This window comes from Mesorhizobium sp. M0437, assembly GCF_040321335.1.
In the GTDB taxonomy this organism is placed as follows: domain Bacteria; phylum Pseudomonadota; class Alphaproteobacteria; order Rhizobiales; family Rhizobiaceae; genus Mesorhizobium.
Genome location: NZ_JAMYRK010000021.1, coordinates 37,277 through 64,172 on the forward strand (window position 1 = coordinate 37,277; position 26,896 = coordinate 64,172).

Here is a 26,896-nt window from a genome sequence, read left to right on the forward strand (position 1 = left end):
AACTAGCGGCGCGCGAGAAGCGCGAAGAGGAACCCGACGCCGGCGGCGATCGCCAGCGACGTCACCGGCTTCTCGCGCATATGCGCTATCATCTGCGCCTCGATGTCCCTGGCGTTGCTGCGCAGGCTGTCGAAGGCTGCCTCGCCCTGGGTTCGCAACTGCTCGACGCTTTCGGCGGCGGCTCGCCGCGCTGCCCCGTAGCCATGTTCGCCAGTTTTGGCCAACAGCTTGGTAAGTTGGTCGATGTCGGCCTTCAGTTGTGCGATGTCGGCCTCAATATCGGAATTCGTGCGGGCTTCGTTCGCGGCCTTTCCTGCGGCAGTCGCCATTGCTTCACTCTCCATGCTTTTGCTCGGTCGAAACGCCCGACAGACCCCAAGGTTCCGGCACGAACCTCTTCTAACCCTATCTCCGGCAGCGCGCGTTGCAAATGCCTTGCATGGGCCGAGGCCGACGCATCCGCGCCAGCGCGTCTTTTTTAAATGACAGCATGCCAAATAACGATCATGACTTCCCCCGTTTCACGATCGAGACGAATTTAAGGAGATATTGCTGCGTGCGCGCATCACTCGACGGTTTGCGGATTCTTATCCTGGAAGATGAGTTCCTGATTGCCATGGATATCGAGCAGCTTTGCCGCGACTACGGCGCGCTCAATGTGGTCATCGCCCGTGATCTGACTGAGATCGAACAGCAAGACGTTGCCGCGCAGTTCGATGTGGCCATCGTCGACCTCATGCTGAGCGGCGTTTCGACGCTCCAATTTGCTTCGCGGCTGCGTGAAGCGGGCATCCCGTTCGTCTTTGCCTCGGGCTATTCGGATACGGACGAGATCAAGAAATCCTTTCCCGGCGTCAGACTGGTCACCAAGCCCTATTCGGGAGACGATCTCGTCGAGGCAGTGGCGGCGGCCTGCAGGCGAACGCCTCTCCGCTGAGGCGCGGAGCGGTTCGAACACGCCGCGCTTCACGCAGCCGTCGACCCGGTTACCTGAGCCGAAATTGCGTCCGGGCCATACTCGTCTTCACCGGAGATCTTCAGAATTTCCTGCAGCCGTGTGCGGGCGCGGCTGACGCGGCTCTTGATCGTTCCGACGGCGCAGCCGCAGATCTCGGCCGCTTCCTCGTAGGAGAAGCCCGACGCGCCGATGAGGATAATGGCTTCGCGCTGGTCTTCTGGCAGCAATTCGAGCGCGCCGCGAAAGTCCTCGAGGTCAAGTTGGCCGTGCTGGGCCGGGTGAACGGCAAGCCTGGCCGTCATGACGCCATCGCTGTCCTGCACCTCGCGGCCGCGCTTGCGCATCTGCGAATAGAATTCGTTGCGCAAGATCGTGAACAGCCATGCCTTCAGATTGGTGCCGGGCTGGAAGCTTTCATGCTTGTCCCATGCCTTGACCAATGTTTCCTGCACCAGGTCGTCGGCCTTGTCGGCGTTTTGCGTCAGCGACACGGCAAAAGCCCGCAGGCTCGGGATCGAGCCGAGCAAGTCGGTCTTGAAGCCCTGGGAGACGGCCGCCATGCCTCAGTCCTTCTTTTGTACAGGTTCGGCTTTTTCCAACTGGCTGAGCAGTTGGGCGAAGCGATCCGGCACATTGTCGGAGACCAGCTCGTCGTAGTATTGTTTGAGTTTGCGGCCGATTTCCGAGTTCGGCCCAAGCGGGTCGCGGGAAGCAGCCCGGCGCCCGTTGCCAACGCCACCCATGGTAGCTTTCGTCATGTTCTTCATTTCGCCCTTTTGTCCCAGCCTTAAGCCGCCCTTCAACACATAACGCAAGGCAAGCGGCAGCCTCGTCTGGTTGCCCAACCCGCCCCTAAACGCCAGCCCATATATTTAGTTCCGCATGATCGGAACTTTTTCGCAGAACCCGCGTTTTCAACTCTGGGCTTGCGAACCGTTTTTTAGCTGTAACATGCAATCACGTCATATGAGGGAGACGTCCAATATGAGCCTATCAGCAACCATCGCTCCGCACCTGCCGTTCCTGCGTCGCTTCTCGCGCGCAGTATCCGGATCGCAGGAGAGCGGCGACGCGCTGGTCGCCGCAATGCTCGAGGCCATCATTGCCGATGTCGACATCTTTCCGAACGCATCGAACGACCGCATCGCGCTCTACAAGGTCTTTGCCAAGCTCTTCACCTCAGTGGCCATTCGCGTTCCGCAGGAGCATGCCCAGTCGGCATGGGAACAGCGTGCCGCGGCCAATCTGAATGCAATTGCGCCTCGCCCCCGCCAAGCCTTTCTGCTGGTGGCGGTCGAAGGCTTCAGCGAAGACGAGGCGGCGGAGATTCTCGACGTCGACGAACAGGAATTCTCCGAACTCCTCGCGCAGGCGAGCAACGAGATCTCCCGTCAGGTGGCAACCGACGTGCTGATCATCGAGGATGAGCCGCTGATCGCCATGGACATCGAGGAAATGGTCGAAAGCCTCGGCCACCGCGTCGTCGGAACGGCGCGCACCCACGCCGAGGCGGTGGCGATGTTCGGCAAGGCGCGGCCAAAGATGGTGCTTGCCGATATCCAGCTTGCCGACGGAAGTTCGGGCATAGCGGCCGTGAATGAGATCCTGTCGTCGACCTCGGTACCGGTGATCTTCATCACCGCCTTTCCCGAGCGCCTGCTCACCGGCGAGCGGCCGGAACCGGCATTCCTGGTTACCAAGCCGTTCAATCCGGACATGGTCAAGGCTCTTATCAGCCAGGCCCTGTTCTTTGACCGGCACGCGAAAGCCGCGGCATGAAACAGCGGGCGGCCGAACTGCGGCCGCCGAGACAGCCGCTCCCCAGGATCAGAGGGGAGTGACGCCGGCTCAATTCACTGGCAACCAACTGGGGCAACCAACTGGACCTTTCCACACACCGCGGCAATTCGGGCCCTGAAGATTTTCAGCATCGTCTTTTTCGGAAAATGGTGGAACAAACGGAGGCGAATCACGTTTTCACCGCAGCATTGGAAGGAGATCGATCATGCTTTACTGGGCGCTCGTATTTCTCGTCGTGGCGATCATCGCCGGTGCGCTTGGTTTCGGCGGCATCGCTGGCACCTCGGCCGGCATAGCGCAGATATTGTTCTTCATCTTTCTCGCCTTCCTGATCATATCGCTTATTGCCGGCCTGATCAGACGAGCGTGAATGCCAAGCGGCCATTCAAGCGAACACTGGAAGCCGCACCCCTCAAACGGTTTCCAGCCACCGCCGGGCAGTGTCCTCCAACGGGATGCCGCTCGGCGGACCGCTTTTTAAGGTTTGATACGAACCTCCTCCTTTTGGAACCCATTTTTCCGCGAACCGTTCAGCCCGACATGGGTTGAGCAAATTGACCGATGCGTTCCAGAGTCGGAAAAATGAAAGACCGCGGCCAGAGTGATGAGATCATCGCTTTGCATCCCGCCGAAAGCGGGATGCAGCTTGGTCGGGCCCTTCTCCATGCACTGCACAATGCCGGGATTTCCGTCCTGTACCAGGATCGCGAGATGAAGACGGTGTGGGCGCGCAACATGCGCGCGCCCTGGACTTCCGATGCCTCCGACAACAACGGCATCTTGCCGCCGGCGCAGGCAGAGCGTATCGGCGCCGCCAAGCACGACGTCATCGTCTCCGGCAATCCTCAACATCTTGAGCTCAGTGTGCCGGCCGATGACGGCGCCCGCTGGTTTCAGGTGTGGATAGACGCCGACCGCAGCGAGACCGGCGCGGTGCAGGGCGTCGTGACCACCATGGTCGAAACAACCGAGCAGAAACGCCGGGAGCAGACGTTGAAGGCGCTGCTGCGCGAAGTCAGTCATCGCTCCAAGAACCTTTTGGCCATCATCCAGAGCATCGCCACCCAGACGGGCCGTTATTCCGGCAGCATTGACGATTTCCTGACGCGCTTCCGGGGCCGATTGCAGTCGCTGGCCTCCTCGCAGGATTTGGTTACGTCATCCAACTGGCGGGGAGCGGCGCTGCGCGAGCTGGTTTCCGGTCAGGTCGGCAGGTACGGCGCGGATCCCTTGCACAGCCTACGTTTCCGCGGCGCAAATCCATATCTCAACCCCAATGCCGCCTTGCACATCGGCTTGGCCATGCATGAGCTCGCCGTCAATTCGGTCAGCTATGGCGCACTGTCGCGCAGCGACGGTTTCGTCGAGGTGACGGCCGATCTGACGGCAGCTTCCGCTGGCGAGCCTGCGCTGTCGCTGACATGGGCCGAAGTGATCGGAGCCAACGACAATCAGCGCAGTGAGAAGCGTTTTGGCAGCGTCGCGCTCGAACGCGTCGTGCCCACTTCATTGAATGGAACGGCGACCCTTGAGATCACCGGGAACCGCCTCGAATACCGCCTTGTCGTTCCTCACGGTAATTTCGAGACGGATTAACGAGCGGCGGTCGCCGCGCGAAGGCTTGCTGCGCATCGCCATCTTTAACCGACTGTTCACCATAAAGTCCGATCCTGTGCGAACGTGCCGATCCGCCGGATTGAGTTTGGCACAAAGTGAAGGGATGGGCGTTGACGGCTGCAGACGTGAACAGACTGGAACAGGCCGCTCGCGTCTCGATGGGCGGTTTTCAGGATCCCGACGCGCCCGCAACGCCCGCGCCTCGTGCTTCGCCCCTGCGCTTCGCCGCCGTCGCGCTTATGGCCGCGATCGTCCTGACCGCCGCGTCCCAACTGATCTGAATCGAACTCGCCTCTGCTTGATCGCTTTGAAACCACTGCCCGAGTGCTCGGCCGTGCCCGTTCGCGGTCGCTGACCTGCAGGGCCAGGCCCAACATGTCGGCGCCAGATGCCTTGCCGTCGATCCGGCGCTCGAGAACGACCATGACAGGATCGTCTGGAACGTGCGCCCCAACGGCACGCTCGATGCGTCCTTGGAGATTTCCGGGTTCGTGGTAGCATCGAACGGCGCACGCCCCGAAAAAGACTATCTTAATCAACAATGAAATCGTGCGGGCAAAGGCCGTACTTTCATGCTAAATGGCGGCTGGAGCTTATTAAAGTGAGGACAAAAGTGAGGATGACTCCATGCGGAAGATGATTATTGCCATGGTTGCCGTGGTTGCGGTCAGCGGCTGCACCACCACGGAAGAGAACGTGGGTATCGGCACTGTGGGCGGCGCGCTCATTGGTGGCGCTGTCGGCGGCGGTAAGGGCGCTTTGATCGGCGCCGGCGCTGGTGCGATTGGCGGTCTGCTCGTTCGCCGGCTGCAAAATGGCTACTGCCAATACAGAGATCGTCACGGCCGGATTTACACAGCTCGCTGCAACTAGTTTCGAGCTCCAGGCGAACAGCAAACGCGGAGGCAGGCCACCTGTCTCCGCGTTTGCTCTTTAAAGCGCTGTTGCGATGCGGCCCACGAGACGGCGTTTCAGGCCGGCAGCGGAACCTTGATTTCCACGTTCAAGCCATCTTCGCGAAAATCGCGCCTGATTGTGCCACGCAATTCGCGCGTGACGTTGAGATCGATCAGTCTGGTGCCAAAACCACTCTTTGCCGGTCTCTCAAGCTTCTTCTGACCGGCCTCGCGCCAGTTGAGAGCCAATGTCCGGGTGCCGCTACGGGCTTCGAGCGACCAGTCGACCTTCAGCGCACCGACTGAATTGCCGGCTTCGCCATGCTTCAGCGCATTCGTCGCCAGTTCGTGAAAGACGAGGCCGAGTGCCTGCGTCGTCTTTTCATCGAGAAGAATCTGCGGTCCCGACAGCAGCCCTTCAGGAAGCTCGCTGCCGAACACCTGGCCTAGCTCGATGCGCAGCAGGTCGCCGAGATCGGCTTTCTGCCAGCGTGAGCGCGTCAGCATGTCCTGGGAAGCCGCCATCGCCTGCAGCCGGGCCGAGAAAGAAGCCGAGAATTCCTGGACGTCGGTGGTGTGCGATGCTGTCTGGCGCGCGATTGCCAGCACCCGCGTGATCGAGTTCTTGATGCGATGCTTCATCTCCTGCAGCATCAGGTCTTTTTCCAGCAGGCTCTTTTCGGTCGTTTCGTGAAGCAGCGAGACCGCCTCATAGGCCCGCTCCTGATAGCGGGCCACCAGCGCGATGGCGCCCGCAAGCAGCAGTCCGAACAATCCGAGCATCACCGGGATGGCGCGCGAGGAAGGTTGCGAGAAAGCACTTGTCGGCCTGAACAGGACGACCCACGGCCGGCCGGCGACGGTGACCTTGCGGGTGACCAGCAGCCTGTCGCCGAGGCTCGAAACAGGCGGCGTTTCCGATTGGAACAGCAGGTTGTCGCTGTCCACCGTGCCGTCATAGATCTCGGTGTTGACCGGCAGCAATGGTGCCCGGCTGAGCGCAGCCTGGAACAGATCACGGGCGCGGAAGGCCGCATAAAGGAAGCCGGCAGTCGAGGATCTCGTCGCGTTCACGGCGTCCGGCGCGGTTTCGACATTGAGCCGGACGAAGACGAGGAACCCGGTAAAGGTCTGCGCGGCACCCGTATCCTTGCCGAACTGCACGAGCCCGCTGGCGTGCTGCTGGTCGTCGGCCATCGCCTTTTCGATCGCCTCGCGCCGCGCCGGCCCGGTGAACATGTCGTAGCCGATGCTGGATTTGTTGGACGGATCCAGCGGTTCGAACAGCACGATGGGCGTACGCCACGGTAAGTTCGTGTCGGGATAGATCGGATGGCTTGCGCCGTGATCGTGCAGGATGTCGCGCTCGACCGCCGCCTCGTTGCCAGTTTTCGCCAGGCGGAGGAAACCGATGCCGCGCAGGCCGGCGAAATTATTGTCGACGTCGAGCGCGTTGAAGAAAGCCTTGAACTCGCCCTGCGAGATACCGCCATTGCGTGCGTCGAACAGCGCCCGGGTCGAACGCAGCAGCGACAGGTCCAGGTCGATGCGGCTTTCGATCCGGTTAAGCGCGTCGTCTGCCGTCGCCTCGAATTTAATGCGGGCCGCCTCCTGGGTGGCAAAATAGGCAAAACCCGCCATCGTCAGGCTGATCAGCGCGACGGCGATAAAAGCGACGGTCGGAAAAAGCTTCTTCAATTGCTGATACGTCCCGTGGACGGTTCGGCATCTTTATGGGCAAGTCCTGACGCCAACACAATGGCGAGGCCAAAGCATGGTGACGGCTGGCACATTTTGGCGGCGTGTGATTAGCCGGCTAATTCTCGTTCATGCGGCGATCTTCAGCGCGCCCGGCCCCGGAATGGCGCGGGGTGGGCACTTGCCGAGGATGATCATGCCGAGCACCTCGTCCTGGGTGACGTCGGTTGTGCGCGCCGTTCCGACAACCCGACCGTTCTTCATGACGCAGACACGGTCGGCAAGCTCGAACACGTCGTGAATATCATGGCTGATCAGGAAGATGCCGATGCCGTCGGCCTTGAGCTGCCTGACCAGTTCGCCGACCTGCGCCGTCTCTTGCGGCCCGAGTGCAGCCGTCGGCTCGTCCATGATCAGGATGCGAGCATTGAACAGGATGGCGCGGGCGATCGCCACCGACTGCCGCTGGCCGCCCGAAAGCTTTACCACCGGCTCCTTGAAGCGTTGGAAACGCGGATTGAGCCTGCCCATCACTTTGCGCGCCTCGGCCTCCATGGCGACGTCGTCGAGCGTTCCCCAGCCGGTCATCAGCTCGCGGCCGAGAAACAGGTTGGCGGCCGCATCGACATTGTCGGCCAGCGCCAGCGTCTGGTAGATCGTCTCGATGCCGTACTTCTTGGCGTCGCGGGGATTGGAGATCGAAGCCTCCTCGCCGTTGACCAAAATCTGGCCCGCATCGCGCTTGTAGGCGCCGGACAGGATTTTTATCAACGTCGATTTGCCGGCACCGTTGTGACCGAGCAAAGCCATCACCTCGCCCGGGAAAAGGTCGACAGAGGCATCGTCGACGGCGCGAATGCCGCCGAAAGCGATGGAGATGTTGCGCATGTCGATCAGCGGCGTGCCCGTGGGAGCGGTTTTGTCTGCCATGATCGTTCCTCCTCCCTACACACGTTTGCGATAGACGGTATCGAGCCACACCGCGAGCACCAGCACGGCGCCGACAACGATGCTCTGCAGCGGTGAATCGATGCCGAGCAGCACCATGCCGGACTGCAGCGACTGCATCAAAAGCGCGCCGAGCATGGCGCCGAGCACTGTGCCGGAGCCGCCGGCGAGCGACGTGCCGCCGATCACCGCCGCCGCGATGACCAGCAGCTCGTCCAACGTGCCCAGCGCATTGGTCGACGAGTTCTGCCTGGCTGACGAGATCGCCGCGGCGATCGTCGCCAGCACGCCCATGATCATGAACACCTTCATGGTCACCCAGCGCGTGTTGATACCGGCAAGGTTGGCTGCTTCCGGATTGCCGCCGATGGCGAAGACATAGCGGCCGAAACGGGTACGCTTGGCGATGAAGGTCATGATCAGCCCTACGGCTACAGCCATCAGCACGGGTATGGCGATGCCATGGGCGATGAACAGCCCGCCTTCGGGAACCGTTATATTGTTGGCCGCCGCATATCTGTTCACGATGCCGACCGGCCAAGGATAGGAATTGGCAAGCCATATGGCGCCCATGATGGCAGCGCAGGTGAGGACACCGAGGAACGTCTCGGCCCAGATCGGGCGCAACGGAAAGCGGAACCGCTTGCGCTGCACCCGCCCGTTGAGCAGCATGAACACAACCGCTAGGCACGCGACAATTCCGACGATCCAGCTCCATCGCGCGCCGATCGAACCCGCCGGCCCGCCCCCCATCAGCTGGAAAGTGGCATCAAGCGGCGCAATCGTCTGACCGCTGGCGACCCACCATGCGGCACCCCGCCAGACCAGAAGGCCGCCCAGCGTCACGATGAAGGCCGGCACCTCGAGATAAGCGATGATGTATCCCTGGAACGCTCCGATCAGAAGGCCAAGCGCCAGGCCGATGGCCAGTGCCAGGATCCAGATCCAGGGATTGCCTAATTGCAGACCGATCATTCGCACCAGGAAATGCACCTGCGCAAAGCCCATGACCACGCCGATCAGACCTTCGGCGGAACCGACCGACAGGTCGATATTGCGCATGACGATAACCAGCACCATTCCGGCGGCCATTATGGCCACGGCGGAAGTCTGCACCGACAGGTTCCAGAGATTGCGTGGCGTCAGGAAGGTCCGGCTGTCGAAGTCGAACGGATTGACGCCGAGCCGTACGCTGGAAATGACATGCAGGCCGACCCAGATGACCAGCAGCGCGCCGACCATGCCGAGCATGCGCGTGTCGAGTTCGGTTGCCTTGAGAAATCGGGCAACGATGCCGAGCTCGGATTCCCGTGCCCGGTCTGCCGTGCTGTCGACCGGCGTGTTGGACGTGGTGTCGGTCATGATGTTTCTCCCGCCGGGTTGCCGTCTGCCGCGGATGCCGGAAGCAGCCTAGAAGTTATCCGCCGGAAGCGGAAAAACAACTCTTGTTGAAAAACGCCGCGGCGAGCGGCCGCGGCGTTCGGACTTCTCGGAAACGTCGGCTCAGTTGCAGACTGCAACAGTGCCAGCCGTCACGCCGGCGCAGACCTCTTCTTTCTTGATCCAGCCGGCGTCGATGACGACGTTGAGGTTGTCCTTGGTGATGGCGACCGGGGTCAGGAACAGCGACTTGACGGTATTGCCGCCGGGCGTGGTGAAATCCTTCACGCCGGCAATGTCGGTCATCTGCTTGCCGTCGGCCAGCTGCGAGGCGATCTCGGCGGCATTCTTGCCGAGCTCGCGCGCATCCTTCCACACCGACACGGTCTGTGTGCCGAGCGCGATGCGGTTCAGCGCGGCGTGGTCGCCGTCCTGGCCCGAAACCGGAACCGATCCGGCCAGCCCTTGCGCTGTCAGCGCGGCGACGACGCCGCCGGCAGTGCCGTCATTGGCCGCGACCACGGCATCGACCTTGTTGTCGTTGGCGGTCAGGAACTGTTCCATGTTCTTCTGAGCGTTGGCCGGCAGCCAGCCGTCGGTATAGGCCTCGCCGACATTCTTGATCTTGCCGCTGTCTATTGCCGCCTTCAGCACCTCCATCGAACCGGCAAACAGGAAATCGGCATTCGGATCGGAACCCGAACCCTTGATGAAGACATAGTTGCCTTCCGGCTTCACCTTGAAGACTTCCCGGGCCTGCATGCGGCCGACTTCCTTGTTGTCGAAGGTCAGGTAAAAGACGTCCTTGTTCTCGATCAGCCGGTCGTAGCCGACAACCGGAATACCTTCGTCCAGCGCCTTTTGCACGGCCGGCCCGATGGCCGAGGCGTCCTGCGCCAGGATGATCAGTGCGTTGGCGCCCTGCGAGATCAGGCTCTCGACGTCGGTGAGCTGCTTGCCGGGGTTGGACTGTGCGTCGGCGGAAATATACTTGTCGCCTGCGGCCTCGATGGCCGCCTTCATTGCGGCCTCGTCGGTCTTCCAGCGCTCTTCCTGGAAGTTCGACCAGGAAACGCCGATGACCTTGTCTTTAGCCTGCGCCACCGACGCCAGCGCCAGCGTCATGGCGACACCCGCCAGAATGGCGGTCGTGAATTTCTTCATCATATCCTCCCTGCGCCGCGTACGGCGTGACCAATTGGCTCAAAGACCAGCTTAGAAGCTCTAATTTTTTCGAGCCTCGAAAAAATACTGGTCCGATCTCCGGCTGCTGTCAACATCGATTCTGATGGATTTTGATGACTCTGCGAGTTTTTTCGAGCGTCGGAATAAACGATGACAGCGCCACCTGCATCTGACACTATTTGCCTCATCCGACACTATTTGTCGGACATTACCGACGGCTTCCGGTTCATGAGCGGCCGCGGCAACCGGGAGGAAAGCAAAACAATGTCGGTCGGAATCCGCCATGACGATTTGCGCCGGCGCAACCGGGCGATGGTGATCTCGGCGGTGCGCCGGGCCGGCCAGCCATCGCGTACTGAGATCGCAGCTACCACCGGCCTCAGTCATTCGACCATATCGGCGATTTCTTCCGACCTGATACGGGAAGGCATCCTCGCCGAGAGCAAGCCAAGTGAGCCCGTTTCGTTGAAACGCGGTCGTCCGCAAGTCGGCCTCGCCCTCAACCCGGAAGCGGCGGCGGTGCTGACCGTGGTGTTGTCGCTGAATTTCCTTTCGGCCGCCATTATCGACTACACGGGACAGGTGGTCGCCGAGGAACAGCGCCGGCTGGACACGCTGACTATGCCGCGCGACGAGCTGATCCGTGAATGCATGGCCATCGTCCGGCGCCGGCTGCAGGATCCAGATCTTGACGTCCGCAGTGTCGCCCGCATCGCCCTGGCGATTCAGGGCATTACCGACTCCCCTGCACGCGCCATGCTGTGGTCGCCGATCACGCCGCAGACCGACATCGCCTTTGCCGACATGCTGGAGGACGAATTCGGCATCCCGGCAACGGTGGAGAACGACTGCAACATGATGGCGGTGGCTTTGCGCTGGCGCAATCCGGATCGCTATCGCGATGACTTCATCGCCATCCTGCTTTCGCATGGCATCGGCATGGGGCTGGTGCTGAAGGGCGAACTGTTCACCGGGACGCATTCCTCGGGCGGCGAATTTGGCCACATGATCCATCGTCCGGGCGGCGCGCTCTGCCGTTGCGGGCGGCGCGGCTGCATCGAGGCGTATGCCGGCAACTACGCCATCTGGCGCAACGCCAGGCAGATGAGCGAAGACAGCGAACCGGTCGCCGACGTCAGCGACGCCGACATGCGCGCACTGGCGGCCCGGGCGCGCGAGAAAGATGGGCCGGAACGCGAGGCCTACCGCAAGGCCGGCGAAGCGCTGGGTTTCGGTCTCGGCTCGCTGTTCGCGCTGATCGATCCGGCACCGGTCGCGATGGTCGGCGCCAGTGCCGCCGCCTTCGATCTGATCGAGCCGGCCTTGCGGAAGGCAATCGCCCAGACCGCCGGCGGCCAGCATTCAGGCTCGATCTCCTTCGATACAGAGCCGAACGAATTGCCTCTGATCCGCGAAGGCTGCGCGATGCGGGCGTTAAGCTTCGTCGACCAGGAGATTTTCGCGCCGGGCGCGCAAATGAGGCCCAGCGTCAGAAAGAACGTAGCCTGACCAGGCGGGTCAATCTTCCCTGATCGCATAGCCGGCGCCGCGGATGGTGCGGATGACATCCGGCATCCGGCCGTTGTTGACGGCTTTGCGCAGCCGCCCGACATGCACGTCGACGGTGCGTTCGTCGATGTAGATTGTCTCCCCCCAGACATTATCGAGTAACTGGCTGCGCGAGAAGACACGGCCCGGATGCCGCATCATGAACTCGAGCAGCCGGAATTCGGTCGGCCCGAGCCTGATTTCGCTCTTCTTGCGATAGACCCTGTGCGATTCGCGATCGAGCACGATGTCGCCGACCTTCAGCACGCTGGACAGCACTTCCGGCTTGGCGCGCCGCAGCAGCGCCTTGACCCTGGCCATGAATTCCGGTGTCGAAAACGGCTTGACCAGATAGTCGTCGGCGCCGGTCGAAAGACCGCGCACCCGGTCGCTCTCCTCGCCGCGCGCGGTCAGCATGATGATCGGCAGCCGCTCGGTTTCGGGGCGCACCCGCAACCGACGACAGAGCTCGATGCCGGAAACCGCTGGTATCATCCAGTCGAGCACCAAAAGGTCGGGCACATTCTCCTGCAAACGGATCTCGGCTTCGTCGCCGCGTGTCACCACCTCGACCTGGTAGCCTTCGGATTCGAGATTGTAGCGGAGCAGCACACCCAACGGCTCCTCGTCCTCCACCACCATTATGCGTGGTGCGATCATCGGCTGGGCACCCCCATCATGTCACCGGTGCGGACATTGTCGTTTCGTCCTGCTTCGGACGATTGACCGGCAATTGCTCGCCGGTCAGCACATAATACGCATTTTCGGCGATGTTGGTGACATGGTCGCCGATCCGCTCCAGATTCTTGGCGCAGAACAGCAGGTGCGTGCAAGCGGTGATGTTGCGCGGATCTTCCATCATGTAGGTCAACAGCTCGCGGAACACGGACGTGTATTTAACGTCGATGCGCTCGTCGGCGGCACGAAGCTTGGCCAACGCGGCCGCATCGCCTGCAGCATATTCCTCGATGACACCCTGCACCTGGATGAGAACCAGCTGCGCCATCGCGTCGATGGAATGCGACAGGTCCCGCGGCGTGGCGCTGAGGCCGACCGCACTCACGCGCTTGGCGATATTCTTGGCAAGGTCGCCGATGCGTTCGAGGTCGCCCGCCATGCGGATCGCTCCGACCACATGGCGAAGATCGTGGGCCATCGGCTGGCGTTTGGCGATCAGGGTGATGGCGCGGTCGTCCAGTTCGCGTTGACGCGCATCCATGATGGCGTCGTCGGAAACGACGCGTTGCGCCAGCACGTTGTCGGAATTCAACAGCGCCTTGGTTGCCCCGCCGACCATCGAACCGGCGAGGTCGGCCATGTCGCGGATCAGCTTGCTGATCTGCTCGAGATCCTCGTCGAAAGAAGCGACTGTGTGTTCGCCCATGGTCCTGTCCTCATATGCATGATCGGAACGGCTCAGCCGAAGCGGCCAGTGATGTAGTCCTGCGTGCGCTTCTCGCGGGGCGACGTGAATATCTTCTCGGTCCGGTCGAACTCGACCAGTTCACCCAGATACATGAACGCCGTCTGGCGCGACACGCGCGCCGCCTGCTGCATGTTGTGGGTGACGATGACGATCGTGTAGTCGGCTTGCAATTCGTCGATCAGTTCCTCGATCTTGGCAGTCGACAGCGGGTCGAGCGCCGAAGCCGGTTCGTCGAGCAGAATGACTTCCGGCTTCACCGCCACGGTGCGGGCGATACAGAGCCGCTGCTGCTGGCCGCCGGACAGGCTCAAGCCGCTGGCGTTGAGCTTGTCCTTGACCTCGCTCCACAGCGCGGCGCGCTTCAACGCCTGTTCGACGCGGCCGTCCATCTCGGACTTGCCGAGGTTCTCGTAGAGCCTGACGCCGAAGGCGATGTTCTCGTAGATCGACATCGGGAACGGCGTCGGCTTCTGGAACACCATGCCGATCTTGGTCCTGAGGAGGTTGAGATCCTGCGACCGGTCGAGAATGTTCTTGCCGTCGAGCAGCACCTGGCCCTCGGCCGTCTGTTTTGGGTAGAGCTCATAGATGCGGTTGAACACACGCAGCAGCGTCGATTTCCCGCAGCCCGAAGGGCCGATGAAGGCCGTGACGCTGCGCTCGGGCAGCGACAGGCTGATGTCCTTCAGCGCCTTGCTCTGGCCGTAGTAGAAGTTGAGGTTCTTGACCTCGATCTTCGTCTTCTCGGCGACCGTTTCGGCCATCGTCATGTCTGGGGACAACATCTGTGTCATCTGTCCTCTCTGCGTCCGGTAAGGCTGCGGGCGAGGATGCTCAAGCCCAGAACCGTCAGGGTGATTATGAGTGCGCCGGTCCACGCCAGTTGCTGCCATTCCTCGTAAGGGCTGAGAGCGAACTGGAAGATGGTCACCGGCAGGCTGGCCATCGGCGCGTTGATATTGCTGCTCCAGAACTGGTTGTTGAGCGCGGTGAAGAGCAGCGGCGCCGTCTCGCCGGAAATGCGTGCTATCGCCAGCAATATGCCGGTGACGATGCCGGACAATGCGGCGCGGTAGGCGACCGAACGGATCACCACCCAGCGTGGCGCGCCGATCGCGGCACCGGCTTCACGCAACGCGTTCGGCACCAGGTTGAGCATGTCTTCAGTGGTGCGCACGACCACCGGAATGACCAGGATGGCAAGCGCAACGGCGCCGGCAATGGCCGAGAAATGTCCCATTGGCCGCACCATCAGCTCATAGACAAACAAGCCTATGATGATCGACGGCGCCGACAACAGGATGTCGTTGATGAAGCGGACGACGGTGGTGATGCGCGAAAAGCGTCCATACTCGGCCATGTAGGTTCCCGCCAGCACGCCGATCGGCGTGCCGACGACAACGGCGATGATCGTCATCAGCAGGCTGCCCGTGATGGCATTGAGCAAGCCGCCGGCCTCGCCCGGTGGTGGCGTCATCTCGGTGAAGACCGCGAGCGAAAGCCCGGCTGTGCCCTTATAGACCAACGCGCCGAGAATGAGCGCCAGCCAGGCAAGCCCGATGCCGGCGGCGACGACGCAAAGCGCCATCATCACCGAATTCCTGGCTTTGCGGCGGCTGTGGAGCGATGAGGATGTCGACATCGGTCAGGCTCCCGTACGGGCGTCGATCCGCATCAGCATATAGCGGGCGGCGGCGAGGATCAGGAAGGTGATGACGAAGAGGATCAGGCCGAGCGAAACCAGCGAGGAGGTGTAGAGGTCGCCGTCGGCCTCGGTGAATTCATTGGCGATGGTCGCCGAGATCGTCGTGCCCGGCGCGAACAGGGAGGCACTGATGCGATGTGCGTTGCCGATGACGAAAGTCACCGCCATGGTTTCGCCGAGTGCCCGGCCGAGGCCAAGCATGACGCCGCCCATGATACCGATGCGGGTATAGGGAATGACCACGCGCCGGGTCACTTCCCAGGTCGTGCAACCGATGCCATAGGCCGATTCCTTCAGCACCGCCGGCACCGTATCGAAGACGTCCTTGGTGATCGAGGTGATGAAGGGCAGCACCATGATGGCGAGGATCAGCGCCGAGGTCAGAAGGCCGATGCCGTAAGGAGGGCCGGCGAAAAGGCTGGATAGTCCCGGCACGCCGTGGAAGATGTTGATGATGAAGGGCTGTATCGTCGTCTGCAGGAACGGCGCGAACACGAACAGGCCCCAGATGCCGTAGATGATCGAAGGAATGCCGGCCAACAGCTCGACCGCTATGCCGATAGGACGCCTGAGCGGGCGCGGGCAGAGCTCGGTGAGAAAGATTGCAATGCCGATGCCGATCGGAACCGCGATCAGGATGGCAATGGCCGCCGTCACCAGCGTGCCGTAGATCGGCGCCAGTGCGCCAAATTTTTCCGTAACGGGATTCCAGCTCTCAGTCGTCAGGAAAGAAAAACCGAACGACGACAGCGCCTGCCATGAGCCGGCAAACAGCGAGATGGCGACACCGCCGAGGATGACCAGCACAAGAATTGCGGAAGCGCGGGTGAGTCCGCGGAATATGGCATCTGTGAGCGCGAAGCGCCGCACCGTAGCTTCCCTGGCCCGGGCTGCTGCAGATGATGGCACGGCATCGGAAGCGATGGTCATTGGGTCCTCGCGATTAAAGGCAACAGGGAGGGCGCCATCGACGCCCTCCCTGGAGGAGATTACATAGCCGAGTAGAGCGGCTTGCCGTCGTCGCCGACGACTTCCTTGGCCCACATGGCCTTGACGCTCTCAACCACCTTGTCGGGCATCGGAACGTAGTCCAGCTCGCCGGCCATCTCGTCGCCCTTGTCGTATGCCCAGGCGAAGAATTTGAGCGCTTCGCCGGTGGTCGCGGCATCATCCGGCTTCTTGTAGAGCAGGATCCACGTTGCCGCCGTCATCGGCCAGGACTCGGCGCCCGGCTCGTTGGCGAGGATGACGCCATAGCCCGGCTGCGAGCTCCAGTCGGCATTGGCCGCTGCCGCCGAGAACCCCGCCGCGGTGGGCTCGACCTTCTTGCCGTCCTTGTTGATCATATCGGTGTGGGTGAGCTTGTTCTGCTTGGCGTAGGCATATTCGACATAACCGATCGCGCCGCCGGTCTGGGAGACGTTGTTGGCAACGCCCTCATTGCCCTTGGCGCCGATGCCGACCGGCCATTCCACGGCCTTGTCGACGCCGACCTTTTCTTTCCAGACCGCGCTGACGTCGCCGAGGTAATAGGTGAAGTTGAACGTCGTGCCCGAACCATCGGAACGGTGAACGACCGCGATCGCCTGCGAAGGCAGCTTGACGTCGGGATTGAGCTTCTTGATCGCTTCGTCATCCCAGCTCGTGATCTTGCCGAGGAAGATGTCGGCCAGCGTCGGGCCGTCGAGAACCAACTCGCCCGGCTTGATGCCTTCGAGATTGACGACGGGAACGATGCCGCCCATCACCATCGGGAACTGAGCCAGTCCGGTCGCTTCAAGCTCGTCGCCCTTGAGCGGCGCATCCGAAGCGCCGAAGGTAACGGTCTTGGCCTTGATCTGCTTGATGCCGCCGCCGGAACCGATCGACTGGTAGTTAAGGCCAACGCCGGTGTCTTTCTTGTAGGTGTCGGCCCACTTCGCATAGATCGGGTAGGGGAAGGTGGCGCCGGCGCCGGAGATGTCCGCGGCGAGCGCGGCGGACAGGGTGAGGGTGGTCGTCGCCGCAGCCATTGCAATCGCAACGGCCGCCGAGCGGATGAAATGTCTCATGTGGCCTGCTCCTGTTCGGAATATGGTCTCTCGGCGCCATTCCTCCGGCGCCCGCTGAGGCCAATAGCCCCCGATTATTACAGTCGCATGACAGTTTCATGTCGCTCCGGTAACGACGTCCAGCCGGGTTAAGAAGGAGCGGCCGCGGGCTTTTGTCGGCATGGGCCGCGGTTTGCCGCTGGAATCAGCAGCTTGCGTGAATTCCGGCCGGCATCGTCTGCTCGGCGATCGCAGCCACCGGCTTTAAAAGAAAAAAGCCGGACGGGAGCGCGTTGCATGCAGCCAGAACGTGTCATGGCCGCGCCATCGCCGAAACAGGTCCGTTGGGGTAAATCTGACCCTGTTTCTTGCCGGCGGTCGCTGCTCCCGCCCGTAACTGGAGGAGCGGAACTTCGAATATCCCATTGTCGCCACTGAGCGCGGCTTTGGTATGGTGCGATCGCACCATGGCCTTACGCTGGAAGCGTTGACGAATCGCAAGGTTCTAACTCGCGCTGGACCTCCATCCGCGCCCGACCCGGCGCTCGATCTTCGAGCAACGCCTTCCACTGGAAGTGCGACGACTCTACTTCACGGTATCTACTCCCTTCGCCCTATTCCGCCGGTTGTCGGTTAGGCCGAAGCAGCGTTATAAGCTTGCAGGGGTATTGCTGATGTCTCGACGGATTCTGCCTGTCTTCCTGTGCCTGGCGCTGCCTCTGGGAAGCGGCTGCGCGCGCAGCTATGACGGCACCGTCATCATTCCCAAGCCGCTCGATGTTCGCCGTTTCTGGGACAGGCCTTCGCCGCAGGCGCAAGCCGAACAGTCGCAACTGGAGACCGACGTCTTTCCAGTGGCGCCGCAACCGCCGAAAAGGCCGGCGGTGCGCAGGAGCGCGGCTTCCGTTGCAGCGCCTCGGAGGAGGGTCACCAACAACCCGCCCATGCTGTCGCCGGAGCCGACGAAGCCGCTAACTTGCAAGAATGTCAGCGAGCCCGGCAAACGGGCCCGCATGGTCTGCGAATAGCCAACCGTCCGTCGGTTGATGCGCACGGCTCCAGGCCTTGAAGCGGCTATCCGGCCAGCCGTCTCGGAACATCGCCCGCCTTGGTCAGTCCGCTGGGAAGAAGGCCGGCCCGACCACTCTCACCGGCCGCGCGCCGATCGCTCTTTCGATCGACTGATGCTGGGCAGCCCCCTGCACTTCGGCAGCCTGCGTTTTTGCCTCTGCCGGAGCGGCACCGGCGGTTTCGATCCCGGATTCAGGAATTTCCGCGACGACGCCAAGATCCGGCTTTGCCGTCGGCAACGGTATGATGGCGTTGGTCATGTTGGCCGGTGTCACGGTTCGTGCCCTGAGCTCGGCGACGCGCCGGTAATAGCGCTTGACGTCGCAGGCCTTGAAGTTCGCGTCGTCGCGGTACCGGAACGCGGCAGGTAGCTCCACATAGGGTTTTCCCGACTCGAGCGCGACCATCTCCTCGGTCTCGCGAGTGGCGTCGCTCAGCGTATAGAGGTCGACGCCGGCATCGTCGCAGATGTAGCGACACTGATCGACCGTTTCCCTCTGATCGTCGCTCTTGGCGAACTGCGATTTTGGCGCGGGGAAGAAATATCCGTCCGACAAGCGAACGCAAAACAGCATCCGATTGCCGCCAATTGTTGTGCCTGCGGACTGGGCCTTGGGTGCCGTGCGTTGCTGCGCCGGCTGTTTCTTGGCAGCGGGGGCGGCGCAGCCCAGCGCGACAAACCTGGCCTTCAGTCCGGACGTGTCCCTGCTCGAATTCGACAGTCTGGCGATCTGCCGTTGCACCTCCGCCTTGCTGCTGACCAGGTCGGCGCAGGGATTGAAGAAGAAGCCGGCGGTTTTCGCTGCGCATCTGCGTTGTCTCTCAAGCTTTTGAATCGCGGCGAGTTGCCGGCGCAGTTGGGCAAGCTCGGGGCTGGTCCCGCCGCTGCGCCCCGCCGAAAGCAATTGGCTCCTGATGGCACCGCAGCTATCCGCGTAGGAGAAGGATGTGCCGAGCGCAACGGCTATTGCCGACACCAGCATCAGAATCGTGAGGGGCCAGAAGCGTGTCATTGGAACGACCATTATCCTTGTTGCACCGAGAACAGGATTTCTTTGTCGACTATGGATAAGTACTAGCTAAATCAGTTTTTCCTAATTGAAGTAGATCAAACCGCCACCAGAGACTTTAGCTCTAGTGTATTAGATCCACTCGTGTAAATTCAATATTACATTTTTATTTCAAGATTAAGACGAACCGGCAGCAACGCCGGCGGACGCCCGCCACGGCGAAGTTTGATGCGCGCGGCGGGTTCGGCATCGCGATCAATCCGGCGTTACCGGCCGGCCGTCGCTGAAACCTTAGCCCTGGGATCGGCGTTGAGCGGCCAAAGGAGGAGACCGCAAATGTCGATCCACTTCACTGTCGCGGACCTGACCAGGAATCTGTTCCATTCACTTTGGTTGGACCATGAACGCGCACCGAGGCCACTCGACCACGAGCAGAGGCTTTTGCTGGAGTGCTATCTCGCCGGCCAGATACCGGAATCGGCTTGGAGCGACTATGTCTTCGAGGTGCCGGAACTGGCGCGACATGTCGAGGCGAGACGAAGGCGCCACTAAAGCGCATCGCGGTCGACCGGGCGTCATGCGACGCGCTTAGGTTCTTGTCTAATGCATGTCGTTGTCGCAAAACCGCTGCACGCTTTTGCGCGACATGCATTAGGTCCCGAAAAGTGGAATCCGGTTGTCGGAAAAGATCAAGGCGAAGCCTTCACTCGCGGTGCAGCCTGTTCTTGTTTGGGCGAGTTGAATTGCAGAGTGAACACCTTGCCCGGGATGCCTTCAGCCAGCGCCGGTGAAAAGCTCAACGGCAGGCAATGGTCCACGGCCGCGACCGCCGCGTCGACAAAAGCTTGGCGCGTCTTCTCCTCGCCGGCGACGCGGATGGCGGTCGGCTTGGGCCGGCCGATCAGCGTGCCATCGCGCCTGAAGCTGAAGCTCAGGGTGACGGTGGAATTCCCGGCATTCGCCGGAGGGGTCCAGCACGCCTGGATGGCAGCCCCGACCTCGGGCATGGTGTTGAGCGTCGCTGCATTCGATTGACCGGCTGCACCCGCCAGCATGGCGCCTGCAATCACCATCATTCCAGCAATGCTTTTCATGACAGGGCCTCTGTCCTTGAACCGCCATCGAGGACGGGACTACTTCGATGGTAGGGCCCACATCGGCGATGGCAAGATGCCGGCAACGCGCTTCATCAGCCATTCAGGCGTCGTGAAGCGCCGTCAGCCGCAAACTTCGGCAGGGCTGCAATAAGCAAAGGCCGGCGAGCAGCCGACCTTTGCTTTCCATCCGCGCCAGTACATCCGTGGTCGCAAGCTGGAGGTGGATACCAGTAGAAAGGGTTTCGGTTAACGAAACCTTAAGCTCCCCACATCGTGCAAACAGGGGAGAGTAAGAAAGAATTACCTCAGATCACTACCGGCTCCCGCAGAACGTGCGGACGATCGCCGGCCTGCACGTGCCTCAGGCGTTGGCCTGCGACCGCACATAGGCGATATAGTCGCGCACGTCGCTGGCCGGCTCGGCATAGGCCTTGCCGAGCTTCTTCTCGATCGCCGCCATATAGTCTTTTGCCCATTGGGGCAGCGCGTAGTCGATGACGGCGAGGAATTCGAGCGTCGCCGCCAGGCGGATGTCGGCGATCGACGGGTTCTTGCCGCCGATGAACGGCTTGCCGTTCCTGAAGAAGCTATGAAACACCTCCAGCGGCTCGGCTATCGCTTCTATAGCGGCCTTCTGGGCTTCCGACTTCTTGTCGGGATGAGCGTCGCTGTGGCCGACCTCGCCGGCATATTGCGGGAAATTCAGTACAGGATATGTGGCGCGCGCCACATAGGGGTAGAGCGTGCCGATCAGGTAGAACATGGCGCTGTCGATCATTGCCCGCTTGGCCGGCGCCTTGGGATATAATTTCTCCAGCCCGTGCTTGTTGGCGAGATACTGCATGATGGCGCAGCTTTCCCACAAGACACCTCTCGGCAGGCCCTTGTCCTCGATCATCGGCGTAAGATGGGCCGGGTTTCGCGCCATATATTCGGGCGAGCGCGTGAGGCCCCAAACGTCGGTTTCGGAATGATCGAGCCCGGCGGCGCGTGCAAACACCCGAACGCTCATATTGTTGACGCTGGGCTTCAGCATGCTGAGCGTGAGCGCCGGCTTTTTCGCCGGTTTCGCCTTGGCCTTCGGCGCCAGCTTCTTGGCGGAGACCTTGGCCGCCGGCTTTGCCACTTTCGCCGCTGACTTGCCGGCGGCTTTGGCCGCCGGCTTCGCTCCTGGCCTGGCTGCCTTGGCCGCGGGCTTCGTGGCACTCTTGGTTGCTGTCTTCGCCATTGTATCCTCCCTTTGTTCGGCGTGTCGTCAGTATGGATTTTTCGGTGCGCGATCCTCCGACAACGTCGTGCGCGAGCGCTCGACAAGCGCCTGGATCGCATCGGCAAGGTGCACTTCGGCGATGTTGTAGTCGCCGCGCGCGACGCGGATCTTGTGCGCCTGCATCAGCACGTCGGCATGGGTGAAGCCCGCCGGCGGTTCGAAACGGTAGGAGGCGAGTTCGATCAGCAGGCCGAGCGGATCCTCGAAATAGATCGAGTCCATGAAGCCGCGATCCTTGACGCCGCTGTGCTTGATGGCGCGCTCGTCGAGCCGGGCAACCGCCTGCAGAAAGGTGACGCGCGACACCGCGAAAGCGATATGATGGACGCAGCCCGTGTCGGTCGGCGTGCGCCGCTTGACCGGCGTGCGGCTTTCGTCGGTGAAGACGGTGATCAGCCGGCCGTCGCCCGGATCGAAATAGAGATGGCTTTCGCTTGCCTTATCGAGATTGGGCTGCTCGAAGATGAAAGGCATGCCAAGCACGCCCTCCCAGAAATCGATGGAAGTCTGGCGCCCGGCCCCGACCAGCGTGATGTGATGAACGCCTTGCGATTGCAGCTTTTGCATCTGACTCCTCCCGGCCACGCCGTCTTGCCGCCGAACGGAAGTTCGGATGCCCAGTCGCGCTTGGCATGTGACCGCGCCCGGCCTCGCTCGCCTGCGCTCCGCATTCCGCATCCTGCAGGAGTGCGGCCGGAGCTTTGATGAACGGATGCTAATTCAATCCGCGGCGTTGCGCCAGAAGCGCTGAGTTTCAAGAACTCCACGCAGGCGCCAAGAGCGGCACCGGGATCGCGGACGCCTTCGCCGAGCTCGCTGAAACGACCCGTCGCCGGCAGCTGTAGTGGTGCGGCGGCCCGCAGGTCGCTGGGTTTCCCGAGCGCCGGTTTGGCGACGGCAGGTCAAAGGGGCCCTCGTTGACGCATGCCGCGCCTGGTTCGGATTACGGGCATCCGCGGCCCTTAGACGAAAATCACATATTCTTCATCGGCACGTCGGGATCGACATGTCCCCCATCGGCAGTGATCTTCAGCCTTGAGAGGTAGTGCTCCCATCCCCTTCGGTGGCTGTCACGCTCCTTTGCGTTCGGCAGTCCGCTGTGCGTGAAGCGGATCAGTGTCCCCGCATCCCTCGCGATCAGGTCGATCTCGACATGACTGGAGCCGGGGGGCACGGTCTCGTTGTCTTCCCAGCCAAAACTGTAGGCAAGACGGTGGACCGGGATCACCTCGGTGAACTCACCGCGCGCCATATGGCGACCACCGACATTGACGAGGAACAGACCGCCCGGCGTTGCATCCAAATTCGCTTCGGTCCCGATCCATCGCACAATCTGGTCCGGATCCGTCAAAAGCGCGAACACGGTCGCTTGTGGCGCCGCGACCTCAATCTCTGTGTAAACCGATTCCGCCATCGCTCACTCCAGGTCACATCCGCAGCGAATACCTGCATGATTGAAGCGAATGTGGGGAGTTGCAAGAAGATGTTCGAGGCGTAAGCATAAGCCGGTGCCGAGTGACCTTCTACCCATGCTTCTCGCAAAGTCGCTTTCATTCCTTCTGGACGACGCCGCGCATATTGGCGACGGTGGGCGACTTCTATTGCAGCTCTCAACGCATTTGATTGAAGACGGCTTGCCGATCATCGCCGGCGCGCTGGCGCAGGATGCTCCCGACCCGATTATCTCACGCCGCATCTGGCTCTGGCGAGCGCCTGGGGGTGAAGTGGTCGAGGCTTTGGGGATAGGCGCCGACCGCCAGAATGCCGATCCCCGGCTCGTGCTGCGGGAGTGGCTTGGCACGACGCGGGCGATCGTGTTCGACGAGCGAGCGGGCGGTGTCGCACCGACTTTGGTGTGGGCGTTCGATCATACTCCGGATGAGGCGCAGTCAGAGCTGCTGCGGCAAATCTCCCGGTTTGCTGCGGCTCCGATGACCGCACTCGCAGAACGGTCCGCGAAACGCGCATTGCTCGAGGCATATTTGGGAAAGCGCAGTGCAGCACATGTGCTCAACGGTCATTCTCGTCGAGTAAAGGGAGAGACGATACGGGCTGCGCTTCTGTGCGCGGACCTTCGAGGTTTCACCGATCTATCCGAGGTTCATGATGCAGACGAGATCGTATTGGTACTTGATGCCTGGTTCGATTGCGTCGCCGGCGCGGTGCACGCATTTGGTGGTGAGGTTCTCAAGTTTATAGGTGATGGCGTCCTCGCGATTTTCCCGATTGGCGAGCGCGATGCAAATGCCGCATGTGACGCGGCGGTACGCGCCGTGAAGGCCACGCGCGCCGGGATAGATCATCTCAACCAAACTCGGCGCCGCAATGGCGGCCCTGAGCTCGGATATGGCATTGGCCTGCATGTCGGCGAGATACTCTGGGGGAATATCGGCACTGCCGGCAGGTTGGACTTCACCGCGATCGGCAAGGCTGTAAATCTTGTCAGCCGCATCGAAGGGCTGTGCAAGCCGTTGGGACGGACGGTGCTCGCGTCGACAGTGTTCGAGGCAGAAACTACCGAGCCGATGATCGCCATGGGCAGTCATCCGCTCGGAGGAATAGCAGGCGCGCAAACACTTTTCGGCTTGCCGGAATAGATCGAATGGTTGAGCCCGCCGTGGATGTGTCGTTCGCAGCATATCTTGGTATCGTGCGAAGCCATGACTGAGAGAAATTCGAACGGCAAAGAAGCTACGATACTGCAACTGGAGTATGGCGCGTTTAGAGCCCAGCCATGCGCGTCGCGCGCAGCTTTCGCTGGCCGGTGCTAAGGGCCTTCCCGGCATCCACCCTTCGAGGGAGAGGCGCCTTCGCCGAGTTCGCCAAAACGATCCGCCGCCGGCAGCTGTAGCTCAGGTCGGCTCCAGGCAGTGCCGACCAGCGTGATGGACGCCTTGTGATTGTAGTTTCTGTATCTGGCTCCTCCCCGCGTGGCATCGACTGCCCTGTTCAGCGCGACGTTCTGCGCGCCGCTAACGCTGTGCCTCAAGACCCACGATGCAATGCTAATGCAATCAGCTCCGCTTCACCAGAAGCGGCAATGAGCCAGACCCGCCGCGACCCAAGGCGATGGATCGGATTGATGGTTTGCCGAGAGCTTGGAGAGACTTGGTACGCCCAAGGGGAATCGAACCCCTGTTCCCGCCGTGAGAGGGCGGTGTCCTGACCGCTAGACGATGGGCGCGTTCAAGAACCGGCGATATAGGCTGACGGCTGGCAAAAAGCAACTAGGCTTAAGGCTGCCGATCGCGCCGGTGAAGTATCCGCTGCAAGCCTAGCGTTTTGGCTCGATCAGGTCCCAGAGATTTCCATAGAGATCTGCGAAAACCGCCACAGTGCCATAGGTCTCGTGCCGGGGCGCCTCACGGAACTCAACGCCCTTTTCGAGCATCAGCGCATAGTCGCGGGCAAAATCGTCGGTTTCGAGGAACAGAAAGACCCGGCCGCCGGTCTGGTTGCCGATGGCGTGCCTTTGCGCATCGCCGGATGCCTCGGCGAGAAGCAGCCGCGCACCCTGTCCGTTGCACGGCGTGATCGTGACCCAGCGTTTGCCGCCGCCGAGATCGACATCTTCGGCGAGCACAAAACCCAGCCGGTCGACATACCACGAGATCGCCTCGTCATAATTTGCGACGACAAGCGCGACCGTGGCAATGCTGCGGTATTCGGCAAAACCGGTCATTTGTTCCTGATCGAAAAATGGCCAACGATGCGGCGCTCGGTGATGTCATAGACGAAGATGGCGCGGCTGCCGTCGGGCAGCTCTGCGTCGATCGACAGGTGATTGCCGGACAGCGATTGGCTGATCACCCTGGCGCCGACCGGCAGCACGATGTCGCCGTTGACCGTCTCGCCGATCGGCACCTGGATGTCGCTGCTTAGCGGAGGGGCGGCAGGCGGCGCGTTGCGCGCTTTGTAGACAAGTGCCGCGATCACCACCATAAGGGCGAGGAACAGCAGGCCGAGATTGATGGCGACGAAGCGGACGAGCTTCCTCCGCACCTTTTCGACCTCGGGGTCGAGCGGCTTTTCCTCGTCTTCGTCGGCAAGCGGCCGGGCCATGGCAGCAGATTCCGGAACTGTTTTCGATGAGCGCTCATAACGAAGTGGTCAGACAATTAATAGGGGCCGGACCGATCGTCCTGGAGGCGGGCGCTGATGCGGCCGGCCAGCGGCTCGACCAATGGCTGGCGGCCAGGCTCGGCCCCGACATGTCGCGCAGCCGGGTACAGATGCTGATAAAGCAGGGCGCCGTCAGGATCGGCGGCAAGCCAGCCAGCGAAACGAAGCGCAAGATGGCGCAAGGTGACAGCGTGTCGGTTGATATGCCGGAGCCGGAACCGGCGGCGCCGCAAGGCGAAGATATTGCGCTGGACGTCCTCTACGAGGACAGCGAGCTGATCGTCATCAACAAGCCGGCCGGGCTGGTCGTTCATCCCGGCGCCGGCAACTGGACCGGCACGCTGGTCAACGCGCTGATCCATCATTGCGGCGACAGCCTGTCTGGCATCGGCGGGGTGAGACGGCCGGGCATCGTCCATCGCCTCGACAAGGAGACCAGCGGCGTCATGGTCGTCGCCAAGACCGATCGCGCCCACAAGGCGTTGTCGGAGGCCTTTGCCGACCACGGCCTGACCGGCGATCTCGAGCGGGCCTATCTGGCGTTGGTCTGGGGCATACCGGCAAGGCCGACCGGGACCGTCGACGCGCCGCTCGGCCGCGCCGCCGACCGGGTACGCCGCGCCGTGGTGCCGCAAGGCCGCGACGATGCCCGCCACGCCGTCACGCATTTCACCGTCGTTGAGCGCTTTGGCGAGCAGCAGCAGGAATTCGCCATGGCGAGCCTGGTCGAATGCCGGCTGGAAACCGGTCGCACTCACCAGATACGCGTCCACATGGCCCATATCGGCCATCCGGTGATTGGCGACCCCGAATACGGTCAGGCTTTCCGCACCAAGGCCAATCGGTTGCCCGAGCCGCTAAGAAGCAAGGTAAAGGCGTTTCCGCGACAAGCTTTGCACGCCCGCCTCCTTGCATTTCGCCATCCCGATACCCATCTAACGATGAGGTTCGAAGCACCGATACCGTGGGACATGGAGGAACTCGTCGACGGCTTCCGCAAGCTCTGAACCAGCCACCTGAAAACCTGACCGGCGTTGTTCACTTCAACGTGACACACTGTTTCGTGTTGAACAAATGCCTGTCTTTCTGGTTTTGTTCCTATATATGTCGGTTGGCGCGAATGTGCCTTTGGCAT

General features: G+C 61.7%; 31 protein-coding genes and 1 tRNA gene. 11 read left to right on the forward strand and 21 right to left on the reverse strand.

Going from position 1 to position 26,896, the window contains the following annotated elements; all coding sequences use genetic code 11:
* Positions 1–2: 2 nt before the first annotated feature.
* A complete protein-coding gene (locus NKI72_RS15615) occupies positions 3–329 on the reverse strand; it encodes an ElaB/YgaM/YqjD family protein (protein ID WP_023678546.1) in 327 nt (108 codons plus the stop codon).
* A 110-nt stretch (positions 330–439) separates the two neighbouring features.
* Between NKI72_RS15615 and NKI72_RS15620 the strand changes: the two genes are divergently transcribed.
* A complete protein-coding gene (locus NKI72_RS15620) occupies positions 440–937 on the forward strand; it encodes a response regulator (RefSeq protein WP_352821300.1) in 498 nt (165 codons plus the stop codon).
* 29 nt (positions 938–966) lie between these two features.
* Here NKI72_RS15620 and NKI72_RS15625 read toward each other — a convergent pair whose 3' ends face one another.
* Complete coding sequence (locus NKI72_RS15625; RefSeq protein ID WP_023678544.1) at positions 967–1,518, reverse strand: sigma-70 family RNA polymerase sigma factor; 552 nt, start codon at positions 1,516–1,518, stop codon at positions 967–969.
* Positions 1,519–1,521: 3 nt separating this feature from the next.
* Positions 1,522–1,725 (reverse strand): NepR family anti-sigma factor, encoded by a 204-nt coding sequence (locus tag NKI72_RS15630; RefSeq protein ID WP_023678543.1) that lies wholly within the window; start codon positions 1,723–1,725, stop codon positions 1,522–1,524.
* A gap of 217 nt (positions 1,726–1,942) precedes the next feature.
* Between NKI72_RS15630 and NKI72_RS15635 the strand changes: the two genes are divergently transcribed.
* The 5 genes from NKI72_RS15635 to NKI72_RS15655 all read left to right on the forward strand — a co-directional run bounded on the left by NKI72_RS15635 (position 1,943) and on the right by NKI72_RS15655 (position 5,248).
* A complete protein-coding gene (locus NKI72_RS15635; protein ID WP_352471123.1) occupies positions 1,943–2,737 on the forward strand; it encodes a response regulator in 795 nt (264 codons plus the stop codon).
* 226 nt (positions 2,738–2,963) lie between these two features.
* Positions 2,964–3,128 (forward strand): DUF1328 domain-containing protein, encoded by a 165-nt coding sequence (locus NKI72_RS15640; RefSeq protein WP_023678541.1) that lies wholly within the window; start codon positions 2,964–2,966, stop codon positions 3,126–3,128.
* A gap of 191 nt (positions 3,129–3,319) precedes the next feature.
* On the forward strand, positions 3,320–4,354 hold the full coding sequence (locus NKI72_RS15645) for a sensor histidine kinase (protein WP_352451150.1): 1,035 nt from the start codon (positions 3,320–3,322) through the stop codon (positions 4,352–4,354).
* A 131-nt stretch (positions 4,355–4,485) separates the two neighbouring features.
* The gene (locus NKI72_RS15650) at positions 4,486–4,656 is read left to right on the forward strand and encodes a hypothetical protein (RefSeq protein WP_352685923.1); all 171 of its coding nucleotides are present in this window, start codon (positions 4,486–4,488) and stop codon (positions 4,654–4,656) included.
* 346 nt (positions 4,657–5,002) lie between these two features.
* The gene (locus NKI72_RS15655; RefSeq protein WP_006328050.1) at positions 5,003–5,248 is read left to right on the forward strand and encodes a YMGG-like glycine zipper-containing protein; all 246 of its coding nucleotides are present in this window, start codon (positions 5,003–5,005) and stop codon (positions 5,246–5,248) included.
* A gap of 98 nt (positions 5,249–5,346) precedes the next feature.
* Here the strand turns inward: NKI72_RS15655 and NKI72_RS15660 are convergent, their stop codons facing one another.
* The 4 genes from NKI72_RS15660 to xylF all read right to left on the reverse strand — a co-directional run bounded on the left by NKI72_RS15660 (position 5,347) and on the right by xylF (position 10,461).
* Positions 5,347–6,969 carry a CHASE domain-containing protein gene (locus tag NKI72_RS15660; protein ID WP_352821298.1) on the reverse strand — a complete coding sequence of 541 codons (1,623 nt, stop codon included), beginning with the start codon at positions 6,967–6,969 and terminating at the stop codon, positions 5,347–5,349.
* A 129-nt stretch (positions 6,970–7,098) separates the two neighbouring features.
* Positions 7,099–7,899 carry an ATP-binding cassette domain-containing protein gene (locus NKI72_RS15665; RefSeq protein ID WP_352831427.1) on the reverse strand — a complete coding sequence of 267 codons (801 nt, stop codon included), beginning with the start codon at positions 7,897–7,899 and terminating at the stop codon, positions 7,099–7,101.
* A gap of 15 nt (positions 7,900–7,914) precedes the next feature.
* Complete coding sequence (locus NKI72_RS15670) at positions 7,915–9,279, reverse strand: sugar ABC transporter permease (RefSeq protein WP_352821295.1); 1,365 nt, start codon at positions 9,277–9,279, stop codon at positions 7,915–7,917.
* Between the two features lie 141 nt (positions 9,280–9,420).
* Complete coding sequence (xylF, locus tag NKI72_RS15675) at positions 9,421–10,461, reverse strand: D-xylose ABC transporter substrate-binding protein (protein WP_352685929.1); 1,041 nt, start codon at positions 10,459–10,461, stop codon at positions 9,421–9,423.
* A 285-nt stretch (positions 10,462–10,746) separates the two neighbouring features.
* Here xylF and NKI72_RS15680 point away from each other — a divergent pair, with 285 nt between their 5' ends.
* A complete protein-coding gene (locus NKI72_RS15680; protein WP_352685931.1) occupies positions 10,747–11,991 on the forward strand; it encodes an ROK family protein in 1,245 nt (414 codons plus the stop codon).
* Positions 11,992–12,000: 9 nt separating this feature from the next.
* On the opposite strand, the gene phoB is transcribed toward NKI72_RS15680, so the two are convergent.
* From phoB to pstS, 6 genes are read right to left on the reverse strand one after another with little or no spacing between them, the layout of a single operon-like run.
* Positions 12,001–12,690, reverse strand: coding sequence for a phosphate regulon transcriptional regulator PhoB (phoB, locus tag NKI72_RS15685; RefSeq protein ID WP_031212149.1), 690 nt, complete (start codon positions 12,688–12,690; stop codon positions 12,001–12,003).
* Positions 12,691–12,706: 16 nt separating this feature from the next.
* Positions 12,707–13,414 (reverse strand): phosphate signaling complex protein PhoU, encoded by a 708-nt coding sequence (gene phoU, locus NKI72_RS15690; protein WP_023678534.1) that lies wholly within the window; start codon positions 13,412–13,414, stop codon positions 12,707–12,709.
* 32 nt (positions 13,415–13,446) lie between these two features.
* Positions 13,447–14,250 (reverse strand): phosphate ABC transporter ATP-binding protein PstB, encoded by an 804-nt coding sequence (gene pstB / locus NKI72_RS15695; RefSeq protein WP_352451144.1) that lies wholly within the window; start codon positions 14,248–14,250, stop codon positions 13,447–13,449.
* Positions 14,247–15,098 (reverse strand): phosphate ABC transporter permease PstA, encoded by an 852-nt coding sequence (gene pstA / locus NKI72_RS15700; protein ID WP_352613520.1) that lies wholly within the window; start codon positions 15,096–15,098, stop codon positions 14,247–14,249. Before pstA ends, pstB begins: the two co-directional genes overlap by 4 nt.
* 3 nt (positions 15,099–15,101) lie before the next feature.
* Complete coding sequence (pstC, locus tag NKI72_RS15705; RefSeq protein ID WP_352831423.1) at positions 15,102–16,091, reverse strand: phosphate ABC transporter permease subunit PstC; 990 nt, start codon at positions 16,089–16,091, stop codon at positions 15,102–15,104.
* Positions 16,092–16,150: 59 nt separating this feature from the next.
* Positions 16,151–17,212 (reverse strand): phosphate ABC transporter substrate-binding protein PstS, encoded by a 1,062-nt coding sequence (gene pstS / locus NKI72_RS15710; RefSeq protein WP_352685935.1) that lies wholly within the window; start codon positions 17,210–17,212, stop codon positions 16,151–16,153.
* 653 nt (positions 17,213–17,865) lie between these two features.
* Between pstS and NKI72_RS15715 the strand changes: the two genes are divergently transcribed.
* Positions 17,866–18,219, forward strand: coding sequence for a hypothetical protein (locus tag NKI72_RS15715; RefSeq protein ID WP_352831421.1), 354 nt, complete (start codon positions 17,866–17,868; stop codon positions 18,217–18,219).
* Between the two features lie 84 nt (positions 18,220–18,303).
* Here NKI72_RS15715 and NKI72_RS15720 read toward each other — a convergent pair whose 3' ends face one another.
* Entirely contained in the window at positions 18,304–19,275 is a 972-nt protein-coding gene (locus NKI72_RS15720; RefSeq protein ID WP_352831419.1) for a DUF2865 domain-containing protein, read from the reverse strand.
* 333 nt (positions 19,276–19,608) lie between these two features.
* Here NKI72_RS15720 and NKI72_RS15725 point away from each other — a divergent pair, with 333 nt between their 5' ends.
* Complete coding sequence (locus tag NKI72_RS15725; RefSeq protein WP_352768213.1) at positions 19,609–19,824, forward strand: hypothetical protein; 216 nt, start codon at positions 19,609–19,611, stop codon at positions 19,822–19,824.
* A 137-nt stretch (positions 19,825–19,961) separates the two neighbouring features.
* Here NKI72_RS15725 and tolA read toward each other — a convergent pair whose 3' ends face one another.
* From tolA to NKI72_RS15745, 4 genes are all read right to left on the reverse strand, one after another.
* A complete protein-coding gene (gene tolA, locus NKI72_RS15730) occupies positions 19,962–20,366 on the reverse strand; it encodes a cell envelope integrity protein TolA (protein WP_352471136.1) in 405 nt (134 codons plus the stop codon).
* Between the two features lie 364 nt (positions 20,367–20,730).
* On the reverse strand, positions 20,731–21,597 hold the full coding sequence (locus NKI72_RS15735; RefSeq protein ID WP_352850293.1) for a glutathione S-transferase family protein: 867 nt from the start codon (positions 21,595–21,597) through the stop codon (positions 20,731–20,733).
* 27 nt (positions 21,598–21,624) lie between these two features.
* Positions 21,625–22,206: a VOC family protein gene (locus tag NKI72_RS15740; protein WP_352540244.1), complete on the reverse strand. Its 582-nt coding sequence runs from the start codon at positions 22,204–22,206 to the stop codon at positions 21,625–21,627.
* Positions 22,207–22,612: 406 nt separating this feature from the next.
* The gene (locus tag NKI72_RS15745; protein WP_008873905.1) at positions 22,613–23,053 is read right to left on the reverse strand and encodes an SRPBCC family protein; all 441 of its coding nucleotides are present in this window, start codon (positions 23,051–23,053) and stop codon (positions 22,613–22,615) included.
* A gap of 115 nt (positions 23,054–23,168) precedes the next feature.
* On the opposite strand from NKI72_RS15745, the gene NKI72_RS15750 reads away from it, so the two are divergent.
* Entirely contained in the window at positions 23,169–24,236 is a 1,068-nt protein-coding gene (locus NKI72_RS15750; RefSeq protein WP_352540245.1) for an adenylate/guanylate cyclase domain-containing protein, read from the forward strand.
* A 512-nt stretch (positions 24,237–24,748) separates the two neighbouring features.
* Here NKI72_RS15750 and NKI72_RS15755 read toward each other — a convergent pair.
* The 3 genes from NKI72_RS15755 to NKI72_RS15765 form a co-directional block, all read right to left on the reverse strand.
* Positions 24,749–24,823 (reverse strand) — tRNA-Glu (locus NKI72_RS15755).
* 90 nt (positions 24,824–24,913) lie between these two features.
* A complete protein-coding gene (locus NKI72_RS15760) occupies positions 24,914–25,321 on the reverse strand; it encodes a VOC family protein (RefSeq protein WP_352817759.1) in 408 nt (135 codons plus the stop codon).
* Positions 25,318–25,701, reverse strand: a complete 384-nt coding sequence (locus tag NKI72_RS15765) for a fimbrial protein (protein ID WP_352540246.1) — start codon at positions 25,699–25,701, stop codon at positions 25,318–25,320. The genes NKI72_RS15760 and NKI72_RS15765 overlap by 4 nt, the downstream gene beginning before the upstream one ends.
* Before the next feature lie 26 nt (positions 25,702–25,727).
* On the opposite strand from NKI72_RS15765, the gene NKI72_RS15770 reads away from it, so the two are divergent.
* Positions 25,728–26,768 carry an RluA family pseudouridine synthase gene (locus NKI72_RS15770; protein WP_352540247.1) on the forward strand — a complete coding sequence of 347 codons (1,041 nt, stop codon included), beginning with the start codon at positions 25,728–25,730 and terminating at the stop codon, positions 26,766–26,768.
* Positions 26,769–26,896: the final 128 nt, after the last annotated feature.